This is a genomic window from Paenibacillus sp. BR2-3 (genome assembly GCF_046529485.1).
Taxonomy (GTDB): domain Bacteria; phylum Bacillota; class Bacilli; order Paenibacillales; family Paenibacillaceae; genus Paenibacillus_AQ.
On the sequence record NZ_CP126311.1, the window covers coordinates 4,920,104 to 4,943,544 of the forward strand.

21 protein-coding genes are annotated in these 23,441 nt (G+C 45.3%); 6 read left to right on the top strand and 15 right to left on the bottom strand.

Annotation, left to right across the window (positions count from 1 at the left end; genetic code table 11):
* Positions 1-7: 7 nt before the first annotated feature.
* From PaeBR_RS23600 to PaeBR_RS23610, 3 genes are all read right to left on the bottom strand, one after another.
* Positions 8-1,618 carry a response regulator gene (locus PaeBR_RS23600; protein WP_410512857.1) on the bottom strand — a complete coding sequence of 537 codons (1,611 nt, stop codon included), beginning with the start codon at positions 1,616-1,618 and terminating at the stop codon, positions 8-10.
* A 260-nt stretch (positions 1,619-1,878) separates the two neighbouring features.
* Positions 1,879-4,167 (bottom strand): 5-methyltetrahydropteroyltriglutamate--homocysteine S-methyltransferase, encoded by a 2,289-nt coding sequence (gene metE, locus PaeBR_RS23605; protein WP_410512858.1) that lies wholly within the window; start codon positions 4,165-4,167, stop codon positions 1,879-1,881.
* Between the two features lie 129 nt (positions 4,168-4,296).
* On the bottom strand, positions 4,297-5,199 hold the full coding sequence (locus PaeBR_RS23610) for a LysR family transcriptional regulator (protein ID WP_410512859.1): 903 nt from the start codon (positions 5,197-5,199) through the stop codon (positions 4,297-4,299).
* Positions 5,200-5,310: 111 nt separating this feature from the next.
* On the opposite strand from PaeBR_RS23610, the gene PaeBR_RS23615 reads away from it, so the two are divergent.
* The 4 genes from PaeBR_RS23615 to PaeBR_RS23630 all read left to right on the top strand — a co-directional run bounded on the left by PaeBR_RS23615 (position 5,311) and on the right by PaeBR_RS23630 (position 8,715).
* Positions 5,311-5,991, top strand: coding sequence for a response regulator transcription factor (locus PaeBR_RS23615; RefSeq protein ID WP_410512860.1), 681 nt, complete (start codon positions 5,311-5,313; stop codon positions 5,989-5,991).
* 105 nt (positions 5,992-6,096) lie between these two features.
* Positions 6,097-7,020, top strand: coding sequence for an ABC transporter ATP-binding protein (locus PaeBR_RS23620; protein ID WP_410512861.1), 924 nt, complete (start codon positions 6,097-6,099; stop codon positions 7,018-7,020).
* Positions 7,013-7,810 carry an ABC transporter permease gene (locus PaeBR_RS23625; RefSeq protein WP_410512862.1) on the top strand — a complete coding sequence of 266 codons (798 nt, stop codon included), beginning with the start codon at positions 7,013-7,015 and terminating at the stop codon, positions 7,808-7,810. The genes PaeBR_RS23620 and PaeBR_RS23625 overlap by 8 nt, the downstream gene beginning before the upstream one ends.
* Positions 7,811-7,821: 11 nt before the next feature.
* On the top strand, positions 7,822-8,715 hold the full coding sequence (locus PaeBR_RS23630; RefSeq protein WP_410512863.1) for a sensor histidine kinase: 894 nt from the start codon (positions 7,822-7,824) through the stop codon (positions 8,713-8,715).
* 40 nt (positions 8,716-8,755) lie between these two features.
* On the opposite strand, the gene PaeBR_RS23635 is transcribed toward PaeBR_RS23630, so the two are convergent.
* The 7 genes from PaeBR_RS23635 to pflB all read right to left on the bottom strand — a co-directional run bounded on the left by PaeBR_RS23635 (position 8,756) and on the right by pflB (position 15,974).
* Positions 8,756-9,040 (bottom strand): alpha/beta-type small acid-soluble spore protein, encoded by a 285-nt coding sequence (locus PaeBR_RS23635; protein ID WP_410512864.1) that lies wholly within the window; start codon positions 9,038-9,040, stop codon positions 8,756-8,758.
* Positions 9,041-9,178: 138 nt separating this feature from the next.
* Positions 9,179-9,880 (bottom strand): SDR family oxidoreductase, encoded by a 702-nt coding sequence (locus PaeBR_RS23640; RefSeq protein ID WP_410512865.1) that lies wholly within the window; start codon positions 9,878-9,880, stop codon positions 9,179-9,181.
* Between the two features lie 42 nt (positions 9,881-9,922).
* Positions 9,923-10,804 carry an aldo/keto reductase gene (locus tag PaeBR_RS23645; protein ID WP_410512866.1) on the bottom strand — a complete coding sequence of 294 codons (882 nt, stop codon included), beginning with the start codon at positions 10,802-10,804 and terminating at the stop codon, positions 9,923-9,925.
* Positions 10,805-10,830: 26 nt separating this feature from the next.
* Positions 10,831-11,823, bottom strand: a complete 993-nt coding sequence (locus tag PaeBR_RS23650; RefSeq protein ID WP_410512867.1) for a LacI family DNA-binding transcriptional regulator — start codon at positions 11,821-11,823, stop codon at positions 10,831-10,833.
* 85 nt (positions 11,824-11,908) lie between these two features.
* Complete coding sequence (locus tag PaeBR_RS23655; protein ID WP_410512868.1) at positions 11,909-12,490, bottom strand: alpha/beta hydrolase; 582 nt, start codon at positions 12,488-12,490, stop codon at positions 11,909-11,911.
* A gap of 500 nt (positions 12,491-12,990) precedes the next feature.
* Positions 12,991-13,731, bottom strand: a complete 741-nt coding sequence (gene pflA, locus PaeBR_RS23660; RefSeq protein WP_410512869.1) for a pyruvate formate-lyase-activating protein — start codon at positions 13,729-13,731, stop codon at positions 12,991-12,993.
* Between the two features lie 14 nt (positions 13,732-13,745).
* Entirely contained in the window at positions 13,746-15,974 is a 2,229-nt protein-coding gene (pflB, locus tag PaeBR_RS23665) for a formate C-acetyltransferase (RefSeq protein WP_410512870.1), read from the bottom strand.
* A 298-nt stretch (positions 15,975-16,272) separates the two neighbouring features.
* Between pflB and adhE the strand changes: the two genes are divergently transcribed.
* The gene (gene adhE / locus PaeBR_RS23670) at positions 16,273-18,861 is read left to right on the top strand and encodes a bifunctional acetaldehyde-CoA/alcohol dehydrogenase (protein WP_410515293.1); all 2,589 of its coding nucleotides are present in this window, start codon (positions 16,273-16,275) and stop codon (positions 18,859-18,861) included.
* Positions 18,862-19,019: 158 nt separating this feature from the next.
* Here the strand turns inward: adhE and PaeBR_RS23675 are convergent, their stop codons facing one another.
* The 4 genes from PaeBR_RS23675 to PaeBR_RS23690 form a co-directional block, all read right to left on the bottom strand.
* Positions 19,020-19,310 carry a hypothetical protein gene (locus tag PaeBR_RS23675; RefSeq protein WP_410515303.1) on the bottom strand — a complete coding sequence of 97 codons (291 nt, stop codon included), beginning with the start codon at positions 19,308-19,310 and terminating at the stop codon, positions 19,020-19,022.
* Positions 19,237-19,551, bottom strand: a complete 315-nt coding sequence (locus PaeBR_RS23680) for a DNA/RNA helicase domain-containing protein (RefSeq protein WP_410512871.1) — start codon at positions 19,549-19,551, stop codon at positions 19,237-19,239. Before PaeBR_RS23680 ends, PaeBR_RS23675 begins: the two co-directional genes overlap by 74 nt.
* 212 nt (positions 19,552-19,763) lie before the next feature.
* Positions 19,764-20,117, bottom strand: a complete 354-nt coding sequence (locus tag PaeBR_RS23685; protein WP_410512872.1) for a helix-turn-helix domain-containing protein — start codon at positions 20,115-20,117, stop codon at positions 19,764-19,766.
* 132 nt (positions 20,118-20,249) lie between these two features.
* Positions 20,250-21,488, bottom strand: coding sequence for an ATP-binding protein (locus tag PaeBR_RS23690; RefSeq protein WP_410512873.1), 1,239 nt, complete (start codon positions 21,486-21,488; stop codon positions 20,250-20,252).
* A gap of 297 nt (positions 21,489-21,785) precedes the next feature.
* Here PaeBR_RS23690 and PaeBR_RS23695 point away from each other — a divergent pair, with 297 nt between their 5' ends.
* A complete protein-coding gene (locus PaeBR_RS23695) occupies positions 21,786-22,325 on the top strand; it encodes a hypothetical protein (protein ID WP_410512874.1) in 540 nt (179 codons plus the stop codon).
* 300 nt (positions 22,326-22,625) lie between these two features.
* Here PaeBR_RS23695 and PaeBR_RS23700 read toward each other — a convergent pair whose 3' ends face one another.
* Complete coding sequence (locus PaeBR_RS23700) at positions 22,626-23,402, bottom strand: TerC family protein (protein WP_410512875.1); 777 nt, start codon at positions 23,400-23,402, stop codon at positions 22,626-22,628.
* Between the last annotated feature and the right edge of the window lie 39 nt (positions 23,403-23,441).

Sequence of the window (23,441 nt, forward strand, 5' to 3'; positions counted from 1 at the left end):
CATCCCGCTAAGAGTATAATTTTCGAAACTCATTCGGCTTTATGCCTGTGTTTTTTTTAAAACTTTTTGTAAAATGCTTTAAATCACTATATCCTACTTTTTCACAAATAGTCGCAATACTAAAGTCCGTTTCCCGTAGAAGCTCCTTGGCGTTGTTCATGCGGATTTCAGAAAGATAATCCACAAAATTACTGCCGCTTACTTTTTTAAAAAGACTGCTGAAATATGTCGGATTAAATCCTACTACATTGCTGACTTCCTCTAAGCTGATTGATCTCATAAAATTCTGCTGTATATATTGTTTTGCAATCCGGATGGGTTTTGTTTCCCTCTGCTTCTGGTCTAGGATAATAGCCTCAAGGGATTCCCCTACCATTGTCGACAAATATTCAAACAGTTGATCAATGGAACTGCATCGGTTGGCATGAACTCGGAACGTATCATAGAACTTTTCGTCGTGATGCATGATTTGATTATTACGAAGATGAAATAAATACATTTCACATGTATGTTCAACCACAGAATATATAATCTCACCATTTAAATTTTCCGCCGACTTTATTTGTTCTTTCAAATGGGCAATGCAATTTAGTACGGCTTCCTTATCAAGCACTTCGACAGCTGCTCCCATTGACTTATTCAATTCCGCCAATAGTGCGTCGCCTCTATGTAATCCCTTTTGTTTGGCTCCATCTTCTATAAACTTGCCAGCTCCAAGAACCAACCTCTGCATAATTGTATATCTAGCTTCTTCATAGGTGTCTTTTAATTGCCTGATATCCTCTACAGCCGTGCCCACTCCAATCGTAAATTTAAATTGTTCAAACGCAGCTTCTTGTGCCATCAACTCGTCCAATACTGTTTTCACTTGCCTTCTTATTGTTTTTTTCAAGCCCGGTTCATAATTTAAAACACAATATGTAAAGCTATCATTTAAATAAATCCACATTTCAAAGCATAGGTCTTTTAACAGATTGTTTATAATCTGTAGAGCCTTCTCTTCTAAAATTCCTATAGCATTATTATTTTGATCTTCATAACCACAATCTATTTTTACCGCAAACACCTGAAAAAGGCCTGGCTGAAATGAAAAATGGTAATTTTCATTGACATTGTGAATATCCAAATTCAAAGTGTCACTCTTTTTCAGAAGTAGTCCTGTAAATAAATTGTTTCGTAATTTATCCACATCACTTTTCAGCCTTATTTTTAAACGTTCCTCATTGCCGAGTTTCTCCGTACGCTGCATATATCGATAACACATTTTATTAAGCGAAATTAGAAAATCGTCCTTCTTTATCGGCTTTAACAGGTAATCACCTACACCGTATTTGATAGCATTTTGTGCATATTCAAAATGCCGGTAGCCGCTAATGATGATGAAGTCCAGATCTTCTTTAATTGTTTTGGCGGAACGAATCAACTCCAAGCCGTCACATCCAGGCATTCGAATATCCGTAATCATTAAATCTGGCATGCTCACTCTTACCATATCCAGCGCTTCAATACCGTTGTGTGCAACTCCTACAATTTCCATATTCAGTAGTTCCCAATTAATTAAACCTACAATAAGTTGGCACACTTTTTCCTCATCATCCGCAATAATTACCTTAATCATGCATTCCCTCCTATCTCGTTATTAAATATGTAGCACTTACATTTCCACATTTCAAAGTATAACTAAAATTTTTTGATTTTGAAAAGGTAATCTGATCCATTGGGGGATTACCGCGCCTCTGAAGGTGAAGCACATCCGTCATCTCCCTGAAAGTAGCGATCGCCTCCAGCTTAAGGTCCTTTTGATCATCCCGGATCGAATGGCCAAATGCTCAAGAGGCCACCCGAGGACGATCTCTCGTCCAGGTGGCCTCACTTTTTTTACACTGTCGAGCTATGCTTTTCACGGGTAATCAGAGTCGCTTTAACCATATTTTTCAGGGAAAGGATCGTTTCCTCGAATCCGCGAGTCTTCAGCCCACAGTCCGGATTAATCCAGAATAACTTGGGGTCGAGCACACGTAAGGCACGTTCGATCATAACTGTCATTTCCTCGACGCCCGGTATACGCGGACTATGGATATCGTATACTCCTAAACCGATCCCTTTGTTGTAGGTGTTCGCCTCGAAGCTATGAATCAGTTCACCGTGGCTGCGGGACGTCTCGATCGAGATCACATCGGCATCCATTGCTTCAATGGAATCAATCATGTCATGGAACTCGCAGTAGCACATATGGGTATGAATTTGCGTGGTATCCTTTACGGTACAGGTAGCCATGCGGAATGCTTTAACCGCCCATGCCAGGTATTCTGCTTGATCATCCTCTTTAAGCGGCAGCCCCTCGCGAACCGCAGGCTCATCAACCTGTATCATGCCAATGCCCGCTTGCTCTAGCGCCTCAACTTCTTGTCTAAGCGCATAAGCCAGCTGGTATGCGATTTGTTCGCGCGGAATGTCCTCGCGGACAAACGACCAATTCATGATCGTTATGGGTCCGGTCAGCATCCCTTTAACCGGGCGTGTAGTCCGTGACTGCGCATACGTTGTTTCTTCTACGGTCATTTCTCCGGTGAATGCTACATCCCCAAATATAATCGGCGGTTTCACACAGCGGGAACCGTACGACTGTACCCATCCATTCTGCGTAAATGCAAAGCCGGCCAACTTCTCGCCGAAGAACTCGACCATATCGGTACGTTCAAATTCTCCATGCACGAGCACATCCAGACCAATGTCCTCCTGCAGCTTGATCCAGATATCGGTCTGCTCCCGGATAAAGCCGGCATACTGCTCATTACTCCATTCACCCTTGCGCCAGAGTTGGCGGGCCTTACGCACCTCTGCCGATTGTGGGAAGCTGCCGATGGTCGTTGTTGGAAAAATCGGCAATTGCCAATTCTGCTGTTGAACAATACGACGCTCCGAAAATGGGCGGCTTCGCTCCAGCTGTTGATTACGGATTACGGCTACTGCATACTGAACGTCACTGCGCTTCCGCTTATCTGACCGCTTAAACGCTTGATAAGCACGATTATTTTCTTCCAGTTCACCGGTATATTCTTCTCCTTCCCGGAAGACTGATTTCGCCAGAAGTACAAGCTCATCCAGTTTTTCATCTGCAAATGCGAGAGCGTCTTTCAGCTCATAGGAAAGCTTCGTCTCCTGTTCTACTGATACCGGGACATGAAGTAAGCTGCACGACGATTGAACGACCAGGCGCTCGGGTTCAACAAATGCGGCAAGCTCCTCCAGGATCGTCAATTTCTCGCGGAGCGGCGCCTTCCAGATGCCGCGGCCGTCTATGATACCTGCGCCCAGAACCTTGTCCTTCGGAAAACCAAGTTCCCTAATGGACGACATATTACCGGAGAACCCGTGCACGAAATCAAGCCCGATCCCTTTGACGGGCAGTGAGATAATGTCGCTGTAGTGCTGAGCCGACTCAAAGTAAGTTTGAAGCATGATGTTCAGGTTTGGCGCTGCTGCGGCGAACGTCTCATAAATGGTTTTAAGCCGCTGCACGTCTGCCGCGCTTACATTCGTTACGAGTATCGGTTCGTCGATCTGTACCCATTCTACCCCTTCGCTTGAAAGCTCCTGAAGGATCCGGACATAAAGCGGGAGCAGCCGGTCGAGCCAGGCATCGGTCTCGGATAAGCTATACCCTTTGGATAGCTTCAGGAAGGTCAGCGGTCCGACAATAACCGGCTTGCCCTCGATACCGAGCTTCTCTTTGGCTTCACGATAAGCTTTTAGCGGCTTATTTTCAGTAAGCACCGGGGTAGTCCCGTTCAATTCAGGTACGATATAGTGATAATTGGTGTTAAACCACTTGGTCATTTCGCTTGCCCCGGCATCTTTAGTCCCACGGGCGATACCATAGTAGACAGACAATGGCACGACGCCGCCCTCATAGGCAAAGCGTTTCGGAATAATTCCGAACATGGTTGCCGTATCAAGCACATGATCGTAGTAGCTGAAATCATTGACCGGAATCAAGGTAATGCCTTTCTCCTGCTGCTTGCGCAAATGATTCAAACGAATCTTCTGCAGCCGACTGTTAAACTCCGGTTCCTCAAGCTTGCCTGACCAGAACGCTTCGAGCGCTTTCTTCCATTCCCGATCCGTGCCAATACGCGGATATCCTAGTGCACTGCTTTTTACCATCTTGTAAACACCCCTATGTCCCTTTTATAATCGGCGATTATTTACAAGTAAGATATCACGGGATGTCTGGTATAGCGTAACTGGTATAAGCTATATTTGGTTATAGCTTATTGGTATAGCGGTAATAAATTAAGATAATACGGCTTGCTTGAGCGCTTCTATATAGACGAGGCCCAGCTTGGAAAGTGAAATATTTCGGTGGGAAATCCAGCCGACGTTCATGCTCTCCTCACTTTCCAAGGGGACTGCAATAATTTCATTGCCGTTCAAATCCGCGCTTAGCACTCCTGTCGAAACGGTATACCCGCTCAGCCCGATCAGTAAATTAAAAAGCGTTGCCCGGTCATTCACACGAATGCTTTTTCGATGGGTGATCGTACTGAGAATTTCTTCCGAGAAATGAAAGGAATTATACTCCCCTTGGTCAAAAGAAAGATACGGGTACTGCTGAAGCTGCTGGGTGGTCACACTGGCCTGCTTGGCCAGCGGGTTTCGAATGCTGATGAAAATATGCGGTTTCGCCGTAAACAAGCTGTTGAATTGCAAATTAGCTTCTTTAAGCAGTTTGTTGATCACTTTCTCGTTAAACTCATTGAGATAAATGATCCCGATCTCACTGCGCAAGCTTTTGACATCCTCGATAATTTCGTAGGTTTTGGTCTCTCGCAGCGCAAACTCATATTCATCTTGACCATACTCCTGAACCAGACTCACAAACGCATTCACCGCGAAAGCGTAATGCTGAGTCGATACCGAAAAATGCTGCGGGGACGGTTTGGCGTTAAGATAGCGACTTTCGAGCAATTCAGCCTGCTCGACTACCTGCCTCGCGTAGCTTAGAAATTCCGCCCCCTCCTTAGACACGGAAATCCCTTTATTCGACCTTTCAAAAATGACGATCTGCATTTCTTCTTCCAAATCCCTGATCGCATTGGAAAGGCTGGGCTGAGAAATAAACAACCGCTTGGCAGCCTCATTAATGGAACCCTGATTCGCGACCTCAATTACGTACTTTAATTGCTGCAGCGTCAATGAAATACTCCCCCCTTTTACAGAAGATTGATATAGTTAAACATGTAGAAAGCCCCATTAATCGCCGATATAAAGATAACCGAACAACGGAAAAGGATTGGGTGATTTGTAGTGGAAACGATTCTGATTATCGAAGATCATGAAGATGTCAATCGGATGCTGGCCGAAGCTTTGATCCATGCGGGTTATAAAGTGAAATCATGCTACACCGGCGTCGATGGAATCAAGGAAATCAAAAACAACTCGTATGATTTAATTCTACTTGATATTATGCTTCCCTACAAAAGCGGGGATGAAATACTTAAAGATACGCGGAAACTTACGGAAACCCCTGTCATTGTCATCTCTGCAAAGGATAGGGTCGGCACGAAGATTGATCTTTTGAAGCTGGGAGCGGATGACTATATTACAAAGCCCTTCGATTTGGGAGAAGTTGTGGCACGTGTCGAATCCAATCTGCGGCGTGCTCATAAGCAATTACAAGAGAACAAAGTTTTTCGTTATAAGAACCTGTCACTGAACGACCATACAAAGCGCGTTACGGCAGACGAGACTGAACTAGAGCTGACTGCAAAAGAATACATGATATTGGAGCTGCTGATCAAGCATGGGGGCAAGGTTTTTACGAAAGCCAACCTCTACGAGTCGGTCTGGAAAGATGAATATCTCGGTGATGATAATGCCGTCAAGACTCATATCAGCAATCTGCGCAGCAAGCTGAAGAAAGCATATCCCACAGAGGAATATATCGAAACGGTATGGGGTCTCGGTTATCGTCTATACAAAGAATGAAGGGTCTGTGCGTGACGGGTCTGCTGCCCGTCACTTTTTTTGCTGCCCTTAACCTTTTCTAAACCAATGGAAATTACACTAAAGTCAGAAAGGGCAGGTGAGCAAATGAAATCATATGTAGTAAAAACAAACAGCCTTACGAAGATCTACCGCGGGTCTTTTGCGCTGCGTGATGTGTCGATTACGATGGAATCCGGTAAAATATACGGTTTAATCGGGCAGAACGGCGCAGGAAAAACAACGCTAATGCGCACTTTGGCCGGGCTTTCTTTTCCCACGGAGGGCAGCATTGAGCTTTTTGGTCATAGCGGCGAGCGTGCTTTGCAGGAGGAGAGGAAGCGGCTGGGCTGCATGATCGAGGATCCCGGATTTGTTCCCCATATGAGTGCGAGAGATAATCTCAAGCTTCACAGAATCATGCGTGGTGTCCCAAACAAGGAAATTGAAGGTGAATTATTGGAACTGGTCGGACTTGCCGACACAGGAAATAAGAAAGCCAAAAACTTTTCGCTGGGCATGAAGCAGCGTTTAGGGATTGCGATCGCCCTGCTTGGCAACCCAGAGTTGCTGATCCTGGACGAGCCGATCAACGGACTTGACCCATTGGGCGTCGTTGAAATTCGCAATCTGCTGAAGAAGTTGTGCGAAGAACGGCAAATGACCATATTAATTTCAAGTCATAATTTGCCGGAGCTATATCAGACCGTCACGAATTATATCATCATTCATAAAGGCGAAATCAAGCAAACCCTTACTCTTGAACAGCTTGAAGAAACCTGCAAGCATCATCTACATATTAAATGCGACCAGCCGGAAAAGTTGACGAGCGTATTGGAGATGCAGCTGAACACCACCCATTTTAAGGTCATGCCGGACAAGACCATTAAGCTCTATGATTATGTGACTGAAAAGGATCTGGTGGCAAAGACGATTTACGAAAACGGGATTGTCGTCTCGAAATTTTCGATCGAGGGAGATACGCTTGAAAACTACTTTATCTCTGTTATAGGCGGTGATCGGGATGCTTAATTTGATTCAGGCGGATGTATTTAAATTACGCAAATCTATGGCCATTAAGATTTTATTGGCAATCACAACGGTAAGTGCGGCCATCATGGCAGTGTTCGCCTATCTGATACCACAGGGTAAGATGGATCCCAGCATGACAGGGCTCGGGTTCATGTTCTCTGATATCAACGTAATAAGCATACTCGGCGGTGTTATCGCAGGCGTTATGATTTGCGGGGATTTCGATAATAAAACCATCCACGACTCTATTGCTAATGGCTGTAGCAGGAGTGCGGTCATCATTAGTAAGGCAGCCGTATTGGGCTTTGCCCTGGCGTTCCTCCTGCTCCCCTATGCCATCATAACAGGTATTGCTCTTAGCACAGGTTCCGAGTTCAGTATGGGCTCCGTGGCCGTGGGCTTCCTGAATGTACTAACATCAGTAGAGGGTACAACCTTTTCTGCATCAGGCGTGTGGAAAATGTTCGCTGTCACGTTGACCTTGATGATCGTATATGTGGCACAATTGAGTATCTGTGTACCGCTTGCTTTTATGCTGAAAAAGCCCCTCTTCGTGGTTGCTATTTACTATGGGTTCTCGATTCTTACTGCACAGCTCATAAGATTAAGCGAAAGCTCTCCGGTGTTTGATCGTATGTTCTCCTTAACGCCATATGGAGGCAAGCACGCCTTTGTCACATTGGATACGGGAACGGGAGACATGGTCAAGGCAATCGCTGTTGGTTTGATATTTATAAGTGTAATGATTGCTGTCACTTACAGCGCATTCAGAAAATCGGAAATCAAGTAGCTGGAAGGTTGGTGAACACGTTGACAATTGTGGCGGGCACTTTGGCCATTCTTATTATTTTGCTCGCCTTGTATATTGCCTTTCTTCAGCAGCAATTGCGCAGCATCAACCGGCAGTTGGACAAGCGGCTGACTAAACATACACGTCAACCTATCCGTTTGGAACTCCTAAGCAGGGAGCTTGATACGCTGGCTATCAATATTAATAAATGCCTCAAGGCGGAGGAAAACCTCCGTCTTAAAGGCATTCAAGAGGAAAAGAACTTTAAGGAGCTCATCGCAAATATTTCCCATGATTTACGAACACCGCTTACGGCTATAAAGGGCTATCAGCAGCTTATGGGCAATGGTGAGCTGAACGTCGATCAACAAAAGAAACTGCAAACCGCCCAAAAACACGCCGACGAATTGGGGCGGTTGATCGAACACTTTTTTGAGTACACCTATCTCCTAAACGCAGAACCAGAACTACATATCGAACGAATGAACCTTACTAATCTGGTGGCAGAGTGTCTGGCAGCGTCAGTTCCCGCATTGGAAGAGAACAATCTAGCTGTGCAACTTGAGGAACCGCCGCCTATATTTGTCCATGCTGATAAAGAAAGGGTCACGAGGATTATCCATAATTTAATTCGTAATTGCGTTCAGTACTCCCATGGAGATATAGAAGTAAAGTTGCTGGCTGCGGACAAAGCAGTCCTATCTTTTAAAAATCCTGTGAAAAATGCTTCCGTAATCGATGTAAAGCGGCTGTTTGACCGTTTCTATACTGGCGATCAAGCAAGAAGCAATAGTACAGGGTTGGGCTTGTCTATCGTTAGGCTATTAGCAGAACAGATGGGCGGCAACACAAGTGCATCCATACAAGGCGGGTTCCTCGAGATCAGAGTTGAGCTTCCACTATGATTTTCCGGGTCTTAGCGAGTACCACTGTCTTCGAAGTCTTTTATGGTTGATCCCTGTTTGCCATTTGCTCTTGGGCGAGACGGACCATTTCCCGAACCATGGCACCGCCAATTTTGCCTCCGACATGGCCCACCGATTCCGTAGTCAGACCGCCATTTCCACCTGGCTGCAGAGGTACACCAAGCTCCTTAGCCACTTCGTATTTGACGTCGTCCGGTCGATTCAGATCAACAGTATACCCTTCCTGCTTCATTACATTTGCTTTGAATGTCTGCATGTCCTGCTCCACCCCTGGCACCGCATATCTCCTCTTTCTTCTGGCCATCCTGATCACTCCCTTAATGTCTTTTCCCCTAAGATGCCCGGAGAAGAACTATTTATCCCGTTCCCAAGAATGCTGGAACGATATAAATAGATGAAGAATTGACTCGACAAAATTCTCCCCCTCTTTTGCATGCAATATTTATGGGTATCCTCTCTCAATTACGGGAGTAATGACAACTTCGTTCACTACAAATCGGGGGTCTTGTGTGACCATATGAAAGAAAAATCTGCCCACATCTTCCGGATTTAAAAAATCAGGCTGTCTTTCTTCATGCCAGTTTGTATCCATGCCCCCTGGATATACAACAGAGCAACGTATATTGTAGGGCTTACCTTCCCCATTTAAAGCCTGGGTTAACCCCGTTAAAGCGAACTTGGAAGCGCAGTAAGCAGTGGCATTGGGCCAACCTTTTTTACCGGCTACCGAAGAAACGTTAATAATATACCCTGAATTTTGCCGTTTCATAGAAGGGAAGACGGCTTTAGACGTATAGAAAACTCCGCTGAGATTGACACCAATGATTTGGTCCCACTGCTCAATCGTTAACTCTTCAATCGAAGCCGGATAATCGATTGCTGCGTTATTCATCAGTACATCAATTCGTCCAAACTCTTTTAACGTTTTTTCGACCGCTGATTGGACTTGTTCTGCCTTGGAGATATCCGCCGGTATGGCTAGCACCTTTCCCTTTAACATTTTCAACTCTTCAGTAACGCGTTCTAATTTCTTGCCTCCTCGTGAGATTATGACGACATTCCACCCCTCTTGAGCAAACACTTTTGCTGTTCCACTCCCAAGCCCGTCACTTCCACCGGTTATAATAATCACTCTATTTTCCATCGAACATAGCCTCCTTATGATGCTTTGGTTGTATTGAACTGGTTAGAAAAGTTCCAGTTCCGCGGCTTTCGCACTTGACTCTAATTGAGCTACATTCCTATATCCTGGGATCACACATGTGACAGCAGAATGCTGAAGGCACCAGGCAAGTGCCCACTGTGCCATATCTACACCCTCAGGTACTTCCTTGCGCTCTATTTCTTCAACAAGTTTCAATTGTTCCTGATCTTTTAAACTACGCCAGTCATTTTTTCCAAATACAGAACCAGGCTTATATTTTCCACTTAAAAATCCGTTCGCTAACGGTTCACGGGCCAACACGCCCAAATCCTGTCTCTCACATGAATTAAAAACTTCCGCTTCAGGCTTTCGGTCCAATCTGTTATAGACAACTTGAATCACATCTGCGTTTACTTTTGCAGCCGCATCTGTTTGGTACAGGTTATCATTACTTCCAAGAGAAATACCAAGATGGCGTATCTTTCCTGCCTGTATTTGCTTATCCAATGCTGTCCATAAATCATCATTATTGAAAACTTCATCACTTCCGGAATGAAATTGATAAAGATCAATGTAATCCGTACGCAAAGCGTGCAAGGAATCTTCCAATTGCTGAATGACCTGCTTCGCTGACCAATGATCTGTACGGTCCACATGGCCATGGTAGTGATGGCCGAATTTAGTAGCCAGTATCCAATCTTTCCTGTTATGCTCGATTGCTTTCCCGATTAAGGATTCGGAAAGATGGTCCCCATAACATTCTGCTGTATCAATGAGGTTGATTCCTAATTCTTTGGCTCTGTTTAAAATTTCATTTACTTCCTCCTGGGAGAAATCTTTGCCCCATTCGCCGCCAAATTGCCAAGTTCCCACGCCAACAACGGATACATTTAAATCTGTTTTTCCAAGTCTGCGGTGTTTCATAAGTTTAATCTCCTTTTCATATTTACTTATGTGGACTCCCGGATACACAAATTTGCTTCAAGCACCATACGTTTTCCTTCCAAAACCGATTCCTCCAAACAGGACATCAGAAGCTCCACTGATTTTACCCCAATTTGAAAAATCGGTTGATCAACCGTTGTTAAATGGGGTTGAACGACTCTCGAGATTTGAACATTATCAAAGCCGGCAACTGACACATCTTGCGGAACCCGTAATCCTTGTTCTTTAACAGCTTGAATAACACCAACGGCCATTTCATCATTAGCAGCAAATATGGCAGTAGGCTTCTCCTCTAATTTAAGAAGCTGTTTAGCACATTCAAACCCGCCTTCAATGGAAAAATCACTGCAAATAATCAAATCGTCAGAAACGGGTATTGCATATTTTTCTAGTGTTTGAACATATCCTTTTTGTCGATCACGACAGAGAATAATGTGCCCCGGTCCATTGATAAAGCCTATTCTCATATGGCCTTTCAAAATCAAATGTTCGGTTACCTTGCAAGCCGCTTCACCATTGTCAATCATGACTGCAGGTATGGAATCATCGTCTGTGTATTCACTAGCAAGTACAATTGGACCGTACTTAAGGAAGGCTTCCACCTTTTCCAAGGGATTTCTCAAGGCAGTCATAATTACACCGTCTACCTGTTTTCTCTCAAGCATCCTGAGGTACTCTATCTCCCTAGCAGGATCTTCACCGGTATTGCAAAGGATGACATTGTATCCTTTTTTTACAGCCACCTCTTCCATCCCCTGAACCAAACTGCCGAAAAAAGGGTTGGAAATACCGGGAATTAATACGGCGATCAAGTTGGTTTTCTGTCTTCGTAAATTCCGGGCAACCTGGCTTGGCTGGTAGTTTATTTCTTTTATTGCCGCTAACACCCTGTGCCTTGTTTCCGGATCTACCCGGTTACTATTGGTTAGGACTCGCGATACCGTTGATCTTGAAACTCCAGCCTTCTCCGCTACATCTAAAATAGTTGGCAATTCCATCACCTTTTTGTTTAATGAATGGTCATTTCACTTGCGGGATCGATCCCACAAAAACAATATATTATAGACACCATAAAAATACAAGCTAGGCGAAGAAATAACTGCTCAGATCACGTTTGTACTTCATCGGCGAGCGAGACAACAGAAGTCGAAAGCTGAGCTTTGTAGCTATTCCATCATGCAACTCCCCGGGACGCTTGTAGAGTTCCATGGCGGGGAGCCCGTGCCAGCCTTTGATTCCTATCGAGTCCAGCATGCTAAGGATGACCACTGTTCCCATATGTAGCTTGCGATGCCCATCCGCTGGGCGTTCAGTCGGGTTTCCCGGACCCAAGTGTGGCGCTAGTAATAGGTATGAGTCGGCAAGGTCGGCATATTTGCTCCCAGCGAAGCGTATAGCCGTTCCTCCACCTGCAGAGTGACCGGCCATCACGACTTGCTTGATATGAGGGTACTCGGCTTTGATGTATTGGATAAGATCCGCAAGGTCATCCTCTAGCTGGCCAATATAGTCAATATCGCCGAGATTAGCGGCTGTTGGCCCATAGCCTCGAAGGTCGGGCGTGAACACGTGGGCGAGCCCCGTTGACGAGACCTTTTGAGAGTATGGGTATAAATATTTGCTGTCTTCAGATATTCCATGAAGAAGAATAATCGCCTTCTCCATTTTAGCGACGCTAGGATAGTATCGAAAGTAAAGTTCGCTCGCGTTGCGGGTTACGTATGGCTGCAGCTCTGGTAGGGGATATTGAGATGGATTTACATAGACCAGATGGATCTCCTCCCAAACGATTAGGATTATGGAACTGAGGGACGAAAGTTCACTTAATTTCTAATATTCAACACAAAGCTTTAGGATCCTTTTACACAATATTCCCCGTATCTGAGCCGCTTTCGGAACGCAAAAGCCTCAAAAAACACTCTACTCCCGAGGAGCGGCCGAAGGCCGCCCAAGCCACACAAGGTCATTTCCATGCCTCCTGTGCGCCCAACACAAAAACTTGCGGTTTCTTGTGGTACGGTTCACCGTACCACTTATAGGGCGAAATTTAAGGGCACCCGTTTGGGTGCCCTTCGATGTTGGGACAGGGGTTCTACACGGCGAACCGTGGATCAGCAAATCCACAATTCGCCGCCCAATATACGAATGATTATAGATAAGCGGTGTTAATGTGCGCCCAAAATCTCTTTCGCCATTCGAATGGTCTCTTCATCCGGTGGCCTGATATGGAGAAGAGGGTATTCAATACCAAGCTGTTCGTACTTATACTTTCCCATTTCGTGATAGGGCAGGATTTCAACGCGCTCTACATTACGCAAGGTCTTGATAAAGTCGGCCAGCTTCCGAAGATCCGCTTCATCATCAGACAGGCCGGGAACAAGGACATGCCGGATCCAGACCGGAATATCTGCCTCCGAGAGAAAACGGGCAAATTCGAGAATATGATCGTTAGGCTTACCCGTTAAGTCGAGATGCTTTTGCGGATCGATTTGCTTCAAATCAAGCAGCACGAGGTCGGTATACTTCATCAACTGCTGCAACGTCTCGAAGAAATGACCGTGCCGGGTAAAGCAACCGCCAGAAGAATCGATGGCGGTGTGAATACCGAGTTCTCGTTTTAATGCCCGGAACAGAGTAAGCAGAAAATCGGCCTGCAATAAAGGCTCGCCGCCGCTGACCGTTACTCCGCCCCCGGAAAATTGCAGGAAAGGGAGATATCCGCGAATTTCTTCGACCAATTCCTGAACGGTTACTTTCTGGCCTTTCCCAATCGTCCAGGTATCCGGGTTGTGGCAATATTGGCAGCGCAGTAAGCATCCCTGCATAAAAACAACGAACCGGATACCCGGTCCATCTACCATACCGGATGTTTCAATGGAATGAATACGACCTTGGTTCTGCTCCATCAGCGCTTCCCCCATCAAATTTTTTCATGAAAGGTTCTGTTGATGACATCGAGCTGCTGCTCTCTCGTCAGTTTGATGAAATTAACCGCATAGCCCGAAACTCGTACCGTGAGCTGCGGATACTGCTCCGGATGATCCATCGCATCAAGCAAGGTTTCTTTGTCGAACACATTAATATTGAGATGATGACCATCCTTGGCTGTATACCCGTCAAGAATCGCAGTCAGATTACGGATTCGATCTTCTTCGTTTTTCCCAAGGGCACCCGGTATAATCGAGAATGTATTCGATATGCCATCCAAGGCGTACTCATAGGGCAGCTTCGCCACGGAGGCCAACGAAGCAATTGCACCTTTCCGGTCTCTACCGTGCATCGGGTTAGCTCCTGGAGCGAATGGCTCACCCTTCTTCCTCCCATCCGGGGTATTCCCGGTCAGCTTACCGTATACCACATTGGAGGTAATAGTCAGCACCGACATCGTGGTCTTGGCCTCCCTATAAGTCGAATGTTTCTTCAGCTTGCGAAAGAACCGTTTGACGAGGTCAATAGCGATATCATCGGCACGGTTATCGTTATTGCCGTAAGCGGGATATTCCCCTTCAACGATATAGTCAACAGCAATGCCCTTCTCATCTCGAACCGGCCGAACGTTGGCATATTTAATGGCGCTGAGCGAATCGGTTACGACCGACAGCCCGGCAATCCCGGTTGCCATCGTTCGCATCGTTTCCTGATCGTGAAGCGCCATCTCAATACGTTCATAACAGTATTTATCATGCATGTAGTGAATCACATTCAAGGTGTTAATATAGAGCTCTGCAAGCCACTCCATCATATAGTCAAAGGCGTCCATCACTTCGTCAAAGTCCAGTTTGTCCGACAGAATTGGCCGCATTGGCGGGGATACTTGCACCTTCATTTGTTCATCCACTCCGCCGTTAATTGCATACAGCAGTGCTTTGGCCAGATTTGCCCGAGCGCCGAAATACTGCATTTGCTTTCCGATCCGCATGGCGGACACACAGCAGGCAATCCCGTAATCGTCACCAAAATAAGTCCGCATTAAATCATCATTCTCATACTGAAGAGAGCTTGTCTGAATGGTCATACGTGCACAATATTCCTTGAACTTCTGCGGAAGCCGAGGGGACCAAAGTACGGTTAAATTCGGTTCCGGTGATGGACCGAGCGTCTCAAGCGTATGCAGGATTCGAAACGTTGTCTTAGTGACTAACGGACGACCATCCAGACCAATGCCTGCCAGCGACTCGGTCACCCAAGTCGGATCGCCGCTGAACAGCAGGTTATATTCCGGCGTCCTAGCGAACTTCACCATACGCAGCTTCATGACAAAATGATCGACGAGCTCCTGTGCCTCTTGTTCCGTTAACCTTTTCTTCTTTAAGTCACGCGTGACATAGATATCCAGAAAGGTGGAGGTACGGCCAAGACTCATAGCCGCCCCATTCTGTTCCTTGATCACGGCCAGATACCCGAAGTACAACCATTGGAAGGCTTCCTGCGCGGTTTTCGCTGGCTTGGAAATATCGAACCCATAGCTGGCCGCCATCTGCTGCAGCTCCGAAAGGGCCCGGAGCTGTTCCGTAATTTCCTCACGGAACTGAATCACATCATCGGTCATGGTGCTTTCGTCGAAGAAGGAGAGCTCGTCTTTTTTTCTTTTGACTAGAAATTCCGTGCCATATAGTGCAACACGTCTGTAATCACCGATAATGCGCCCCCGGCCATACGCATCTGGAAGTCCTGTAATAATGCCGGCTTTTCGAGCGAGACTCATGGCAGGTGAATAAGCATCGAAAACGCCTTGATTATGAGTTTTTCGGTACGTGGAGAAAACATGCTCGATTTCCGGATCCAGCTTAAAACCGTAAGATTCACAAGCATTTTTGGCCATTCGGATCCCGCCGTAGGGCTGAAGAGCTCGTTTGAAAGGTTCGTCCGTTTGCAGGCCAACGATTCGCTCAAGCTCCTTATTTAAATAGCCTGGTTCGTGTGAAGTAATGCTGGAAACTACCTTGGTATCCATATCCAGAACTCCGCCTTGTTCGCGTTCTTTCTTTGCGAGTTCCATGAACTGCTTCCAGAGTTGCTGCGTTGCTTCCGTGGGACCCACCAGAAAAGACGGATCTCCTACATACGGTTCGTAGTTGAGCTGGATAAACTGGCGGACATCGATCTCTTCCTGCCAGCTTCCTGATTCAAAGCCTTCCCATGCCTGCATCGCGTTATTTCCTCCTTTATCACTTTCGTCATGTTTACGAGATGTGCTTAGTATGATCTGTTTTAGCAAATATAAAGAAGGTACATAAATGGTTATCTTGGTGAATATTGCCAAATTTTACACAAGTGTCTGAAACGGCAAAGACTGGGAACGGGGATAATATAACGAAAGCAGGAAAAACTGTACTTGTTTATAACGACTTTAGATTTCCACAACCTAAATTAAACCACCACGAGTAGGATGGCAGGGAGGAAAAATGATGGCTGTCAAACAAAGCCAGACAGAAGGCAAGGAAAGCATGACAGAGAAGAATCATTCCGTACAGGATGAGGTCAACCGTCTGGTTACCCGTGCAAGGGCTGCGCAAGAAACGTTCCTCTCAATGAATCAAGAACAGATTGACCGCATTGTGCAAGCAATGGCACTTGCAGGACTGGACAAGCATATGCTGCTTGCCAAGATGGCGGTTGAAGAAACCGGACGCGGCGTGTACGAAGATAAAATCACGAAGAATCTTTTTGCATCAGAGTACATTTATCACAGCATCAAAAATGACAAAACCGTCGGGATTATTGAGGAAAATCCTTATGAAAATTACCAGCGGGTAGCCGAACCGGTTGGCATTATTGCTGGTGTTACGCCCGTAACCAATCCGACCTCCACGACGATATTTAAAACGCTGATTGCCACGAAGACCCGCAACCCCATCATTTTTGCTTTTCATCCGTCCGCGCAGAAATGTAGTAGGGAATCGGCAAAAACGCTGCTCGATGCGGCAGTAGCAGCAGGAGCGCCGGCACATTGCGTGCAGTGGATTGAGAATCCGTCGCTTGAAGCGACTCAGATGCTCATGAACCATCCGGATGTAGCCCTAGTCCTCGCTACGGGTGGGTCGGCCATGGTAAAGGCTGCTTATAGTACAGGCAAGCCCGCCCTTGGTGTAGGACCAGGTAATGTACCGTGTTTTATCGAAAAAACGGCTGACCCGAGACAAGCGGTCAACGATCTTATTCTTTCCAAAACTTTCGATAATGGCATGATCTGTGCTTCCGAGCAAGCCGTCATCATCGAGGAACCGGTTTATGACCAAGTTCGCAAAATGATGACGGACAACGGTTGCTATTTTCTAGATAAAACGGAAACAGAGGCGGTATCGAATTTGGTGATCACCGGGGAGAGATGTGCCGTCAATGGCGCTATTGTCGGACAGCCTGCTTATAAAATTGCCGAGATGGCCGGTCTTCAGGTACCTAAGAATACGAAAATTCTTGTTGCCGAATTGGAAGGCGTAGGAACGGACTTCCCACTGTCCGCCGAGAAGCTAAGCCCCGTTCTGGCATGCTATAAGGTAACATCGGCCGAACAGGGCATTGATCGTGCATCGGAAATCGTCGCTTTCGGCGGTTTGGGCCACTCTTCGGTCATTCACTCGAAGGACAAGACGGTAATCGAGGCCTTTGCGAAAAGGTTACAGACCGGACGTGTGATTGTTAATTCTCCTTCGACTCAGGGGGCTATCGGGGATATTTACAACACCAACTTACCGTCACTAACTTTAGGCTGCGGATCCTACGGCAAAAACTCGACCACCTCCAATGTATCTGCAGTCAACCTAATCAACATCAAACGTGTCGCATACCGGACGGTGAATATGCAGTGGTTCAAAATTCCGCCTAAGATCTACTTTGAAAAAGGGTCCACGCAGTATCTCGAGAAAATGCCTAACATTTCCAAGGTGCTTATCGTTACCGACGAAATAATGGTGAAGCTGGGCTACGTGGAAAAAATCGAATATTACTTGAGAAAACGTTCGGAGCCAGTTTCTATTGAAATCTTTGCCGATGTCGAGCCAGATCCGTCTGTGGAGACGGTTAAACGCGGGACTCAAATGATGGAAAACTTCAAGCCGGACTGCATCATTGCACTGGGGGGCGGGTCGCCCATGGACGCGGCTAAGGCGATGTGGCTATTTTACGAATACCCGAATACGAGTTTCCATTCGCTGAAACAGAAGTTCCTGGATATCCGTAAACGGGTCTACAAATATCCGCGATTAGGCGTAAAAGCCCAATTCGTCGCGATCCCGACGACGTCAGGGACGGGTTCGGAAGTGACTTCGTTTGCGGTAATCACGGATAAAAAAGAAGGACATACCAAGTATCCGCTTGCGGATTACGAACTGACACCGGACGTGGCGATCATTGATCCGGAGCTTGTCTATACCCTGCCGAAAACAGCGGTTGCGGATACCGGGATGGACGTGCTGACGCATGCCATTGAAGCCTATGTTTCCGTCATGGCCAGTGACTATACCGATGGTTTGGCGCTGCATGCCATCAAGCTTGTATTTCAGTACCTGGAAAAATCATTTCAAACGGCTGACCCGATTGCTCGTGAGAAAATGCATAATGCGTCAACGATCGCCGGAATGGCTTTCGCAAATGCCTTCCTCGGCATTAACCACAGCTTGGCGCATAAATGGGGCGGAGAATACCATACGGCACACGGCCGTACAAATGCAATTCTGATGCCGCATGTCATTCGGTATAATGCCCAGAAGCCGTCAAAATTCGCGTCGTTCCCGAAATACCGCTATTTCATCGCCGATGAGCGTTATGCGGAAATCGCCAGAATGCTCGGATTGGCAGCCCGCACCACGGAAGAGGGGGTTAACAGCTTGATTATGGCTGTTCGCAAGCTGAACCAATCGCTCGACATTCCGGAGAAATTCCAGGATCTCGGCTTCGATCCGTCCGATTTTGAATCGAAGGTCGACTATCTCGCCGATCGCGCCTTCGAGGACCAATGCACAACGGCCAATCCCCGCATGCCCCTAGTCAAAGAACTTGCGGATATTTATCGGAATGCCTTTTTCGGGAAATTTTAATATTGTTGTTCAAAAGAAGCCCTCCTTTGAATGGTTGCTCGAAACATCCATTTTACCAAGGGGAGGCTTTTTTGAACGAAAGACGACCACCAAAGGATGGACGCCTTATAGCCTAAAAAGCCACCAGCCAGATTATGGTTGATGGCGTTTCTTCTAACTCAATGGAGCCGAACTGTGGCTGTCAACAGCAGCGGGCCGCGTTTGCCGGCCTCCAGCACCTCGTCCACCAGATCCTTGCCCGGCTTGAACAGGTTGATGCGTCCGCCAAGCATTAGAATGACTTCGGCCGATCTGCATGTTGTGGAAGAACGATTGAAGTTTGCGGTTTTCTTAACTGGCATTTGCCGCTTCCTTGCACTGCGCTTTCTCTTCTTCTTACTCCCTTGCATCAGACCAGACAAGATGGATAAGGCGATAATAGCTACTATAAATCCAATAATCGATGTCATATATGCTCCTTAGAAAAAATAATATTATTGCGCAGCTTCTGCCACTATCCGATTTAATTGTCCCTCTATGTAGTCCCTCAGTTTTCTTCAATCCGCGCTTCCCCATCGTATCCTTATATTCCTCGTAATCCGCATAAATCTGCATGCGCTCCGGGTCATAATTCAAGTCATTGCCAATGATCACTCCGACATAATCGAACTCCAAGCCCTGCGAGGTGTGTACACAGCCAATCTGCTCCAATCCATGCTTATAAGCTCTTCATTCATCTTCGTACTCCTGTCATGACTAATAGAGTTATGAAATCAACCACGCAATAAGTAACACAAAAAAGAGGCAGTTCTCCCCTGTGCCGGGGATACGCCTCTGATTGGTCAGGTCACGGCCATGCTTTGGCCTTGTTATATGCATCTTATATAAATTTATTATGGGATGGGGAAATAGTCAAACACTGGTTATGTGGAAGCGTTGCCTCTTAAAATTTCTCTCAGCACATTTTTAGCCAGCCGTATCTTCTCTTCATTTGCTTCACGAAGCAAACCCACAATGTCTTGAAAATCGTTCTCCGCTGATGTAACCACCATCTCTTCATTCACATATGCAAATAGCTGAATCAAATTGACTTCAAGAGACTCTGCAATCTTATTCAAGTTTAATAAAGATACGTTCTTCTCGCCGCGTTCAATCTGCCCTATGTATGAAAAATGAAATCCGCCCTTCTCTCCGAGAGCTTCTTGGGACAAACCCCTCTCTTTCCGAAGAGCACGAATCCGGGTTCCTACGAGCTTCAATATTTCCTTATCCTTCACGGTATTCACCTCTCCATGTCAAAAGTTTAGACAAGTTTCATCAAGGTAAACACCAAACTATAAATATCATTATTCTGGCGGCAAAAGGGCTCAGGTGAAATTAAATCGCCGGCTTTTACTTCCACAAGGCATTTAAGTAGGGATTGTTATAAGAAATGTTGTGCCTTTGCCCTTTTCACTATCGACTTCAATGATTCCTTTAACTTTATTGATTGCACTGTAGGCCATGAGCATACCAAGACCCGTTCCTTCTTCTTTTGTAGAATAATACGGCTTACCCAGACGCGATATTTCTTCCTTTGTCATTCCAATTCCTGTGTCCTGTATACGGATAATGATATTTTGCTTTCTTTCCGATATATCAATGAATAGAGTACCGCCGCCACTATCTTTCATTGCTTCGATACCGTTTTTATATAGATTAATTAAACATTGCTGGATTTGGTTCCGATCATAACTTTTATTTAACGAGTTGTTGAAACTAAATTGGACCTCCACTTGATGGATCGTGGCATAAGGTATAATGAGATTTTTTGTATACTCTGACTCCACTTTCATGTTGGAATAAAGCATGTTTTCGGATTGTGGCTTGGCAAATGAAAGATAATCGCTAACTATTTTTTCCGCTCGATTTAGTTCTTGTAAAGATAATTCTATATATCCTTTTTCCTTCTGTGTTATGGTTTTTGATTTATTTAAAAGTTGTAGAAAACCACTGGTAACCGTAAGCGGATTTCTTATTTCGTGAGAAACACTGGCCGCTAACTCACTGACGACATTTAATCTTTCCGATTGTAGAATCCGGTCACGATTTTTAATATTAGTAATGATCTGCTCTATTAAGAGCATAATGATGCTCATCACCCCAACATAAGTCGTTAATGCATGAAAGGTGAGAATCCAGAATTGTCTATCTAATGTCCCCAAAATAATACTTAAAATGATTAGGTAAACTCCCATGGTAAGAAAAGAAATAACGGTTGCCACTATTTTTCGGCTTTTAGAATTTAGTTTTAAAAACTTTTTACTTACTAACGGTACCAGAATAAATACAGCTGTTGAAAAAAGAAACGAATAAATAGTCCCATCGCCACCTAAATAAAACCGGTAGATATTTAATATTAAATATAACGGGAGAACATTCTTGTATCCTCCATAAAGTGCCACGATAATAAACGGAATGTATCTTAAATCAAAAATAAATCCGATTTCCAGTTTAATAGGTTTGGCAATACAAAGAATCATCGTCACTGCCGATAGTACAATAAGAATTTTTCTATTATACGAATGTGGTCTATTTTCAAAAAAAATGAGAACTATTACAACGGGAAAGAGTAAAAACAAGAAGTTCAACAGTAAGGTTTCAAACAAGGCATAACTCCCTTTCGGCCTCTCTTGCTAAAAAAGAATATATCTCACGTTTTGGGCTTTATTATAAACATTACGCTAATTTAATATTATAAGTAAAGTTAGACCAGTTAACTATTAAAATAGACACTTCTATAAAAATACTTTGCTCACTGAACCTTAAACTTGAATATTTACTGCATGATTTGCTCGTAATAACACTTTGTTTAGCGAATCAGCACTACCTTTGTCACCCGTGAAGGGAGTCGCTTAATAACAGCGAATTATTTACAACAAAACACCCGAAGCGGAGGAATTAAAATGGATATTTTGAAAACGAAGGATGCCGCAGATCTGCTTTCCGTTAGCCAAACTACTATTAAACGTTGGGCCTTCAATTTCCCTAATTTCTTTCAAAAGGACCGGTTTGGCCACTATATATTCTCGGAGCAGGAAATTGGCCTTCTCATTCATATTAAAGACCGAATCGATCACGGGGAAACGTTGGAACGCATTAATCTCGTAACGAACAAGCAGCCACCAGAGCCACTGCAAGATAAGAGTCCCCTGCACACACATGATAAATCTATAAAAGATATGGTTTACCGCATTGATTATATCGAACGCTCACTTAATCAGAAAGCTGACGAAATCGTCTCGATACAGCTGCTCCAGCAGCGCGAGGAACTCGAAGACCTACGCCAGATGATCAAACAATTAGCTGCATCCTTAGAAACTATTCAGAAGCCAAGCAGCAAAACCCACTCATCACGTGAAGAGATTCACCCGACTGCAGTCGCCATGCTTCAGGCTCCGCCAAGGAAGCGCAGCCTTTTGCGCTCTTTTTTCTCATTCCTCTAAGGTTTTTCTTGATTTGAACTGTATTATACGTCCGTCTTCATGGTTGCTTCCTGTTCGCTAATTTCTCTTGGGCGAGACGGATTTCTCGGAGAAATTCGTATCTATTATGATTCTTTAAACTTTGATTTAATGGGGAGTAACAGATCCAATTGTACACATTTATCCATTTCCTCATTGCATATATAATATTGATTGATGTAATTTAAATGATTCTTCCAGAGAACCATACATGCAATCGGGATCGCGGATGCTACTTATGAAAAAGCTTATTACTTATTCTCGGGCAATCTGGAGTTGAACCTAGAGCTGATCAGCCTGTGAATGTTTTTTACTCGCAGGCGCAAACCAACCGAGAAGGGCTATCGCAACCAACACACCATAGAAGATTAGGGTCCAGGCTGTGCTATGCGGAAAATGATAATCCAGCACACCAATATCTTCATGGGCCAGGGTAATCACAGTAAGCTTCACGCCGACCCATGCCACGATCGCGTAAGCCGTAGTCTCTAGAGCTGGCCGCTCGGCCAGCAGCTTTACAAACCATGCAGCCGCGAATTTGATCAGGACGAGCCCAGCGATTCCGCCAAGCACGACTACTATGAATTTTCCTCCGTCCATGCCGCCGAAATCACCAAGTGGTGAATCTGGAAGACCCAGTGCCAGAGCTACTGCAGCAAGAATGGAATCAATCGCAAAGGCGAGATCCGCAAGAGCAATTTTTCCTACTGTTGGCCAAAAGCCTTTGCCTGCAGCATCTTTCTTTACGTCCTCGCGAATGTTCTCGTTTTCCTTGCCGAAGCGCGCTTTGATTACGTGCTTTAACCCGAGGTATAGAAGATAAGCAGCTCCAATCGCCTGTATTTGCCAGACGTTCGCAATAAATGATATCGCAAACAGAGCGGCGAAGCGGAAAATAAAAGCCATAATGATCCCATAATTGATGGCTTTCTTCTTCTGCTCCTCCGGTAAATGCTTCGCGATAACCGCCAGAACAAGGGCATTATCCGCCGACAGCAAACCTTCCAATCCAATAAGAATCAGTAATGCCCATGCATACTCCAACCAAAGTGAATCCAACAGTACTTCTCCTCTCTATGTTTAGAATGGTGATGACAA

What these genes read in the sequence shown, in the direction of transcription:
- PaeBR_RS23600 (WP_410512857.1), bottom strand. Translation starts at nt 1,618, where the DNA reads ATGATTAAGGTAATTATTGCGGATGATGAGGAAAAAGTGTGCCAACTT.
- metE (WP_410512858.1), bottom strand. Translation starts at nt 4,167, where the DNA reads ATGGTAAAAAGCAGTGCACTAGGATATCCGCGTATTGGCACGGATCGG.
- PaeBR_RS23620 (WP_410512861.1), top strand. Translation starts at nt 6,097, where the DNA reads ATGAAATCATATGTAGTAAAAACAAACAGCCTTACGAAGATCTACCGC.
- PaeBR_RS23625 (WP_410512862.1), top strand. Translation starts at nt 7,013, where the DNA reads ATGCTTAATTTGATTCAGGCGGATGTATTTAAATTACGCAAATCTATG.
- PaeBR_RS23635 (WP_410512864.1), bottom strand. Translation starts at nt 9,040, where the DNA reads ATGGCCAGAAGAAAGAGGAGATATGCGGTGCCAGGGGTGGAGCAGGAC.
- PaeBR_RS23640 (WP_410512865.1), bottom strand. Translation starts at nt 9,880, where the DNA reads ATGGAAAATAGAGTGATTATTATAACCGGTGGAAGTGACGGGCTTGGG.
- PaeBR_RS23645 (WP_410512866.1), bottom strand. Translation starts at nt 10,804, where the DNA reads ATGAAACACCGCAGACTTGGAAAAACAGATTTAAATGTATCCGTTGTT.
- PaeBR_RS23650 (WP_410512867.1), bottom strand. Translation starts at nt 11,823, where the DNA reads ATGGAATTGCCAACTATTTTAGATGTAGCGGAGAAGGCTGGAGTTTCA.
- PaeBR_RS23655 (WP_410512868.1), bottom strand. Translation starts at nt 12,490, where the DNA reads ATGGAGAAGGCGATTATTCTTCTTCATGGAATATCTGAAGACAGCAAA.
- pflA (WP_410512869.1), bottom strand. Translation starts at nt 13,731, where the DNA reads ATGGAGCAGAACCAAGGTCGTATTCATTCCATTGAAACATCCGGTATG.
- pflB (WP_410512870.1), bottom strand. Translation starts at nt 15,974, where the DNA reads ATGCAGGCATGGGAAGGCTTTGAATCAGGAAGCTGGCAGGAAGAGATC.
- adhE (WP_410515293.1), top strand. Translation starts at nt 16,273, where the DNA reads ATGACAGAGAAGAATCATTCCGTACAGGATGAGGTCAACCGTCTGGTT.
- PaeBR_RS23675 (WP_410515303.1), bottom strand. Translation starts at nt 19,310, where the DNA reads ATGACATCGATTATTGGATTTATAGTAGCTATTATCGCCTTATCCATC.
- PaeBR_RS23695 (WP_410512874.1), top strand. Translation starts at nt 21,786, where the DNA reads ATGGATATTTTGAAAACGAAGGATGCCGCAGATCTGCTTTCCGTTAGC.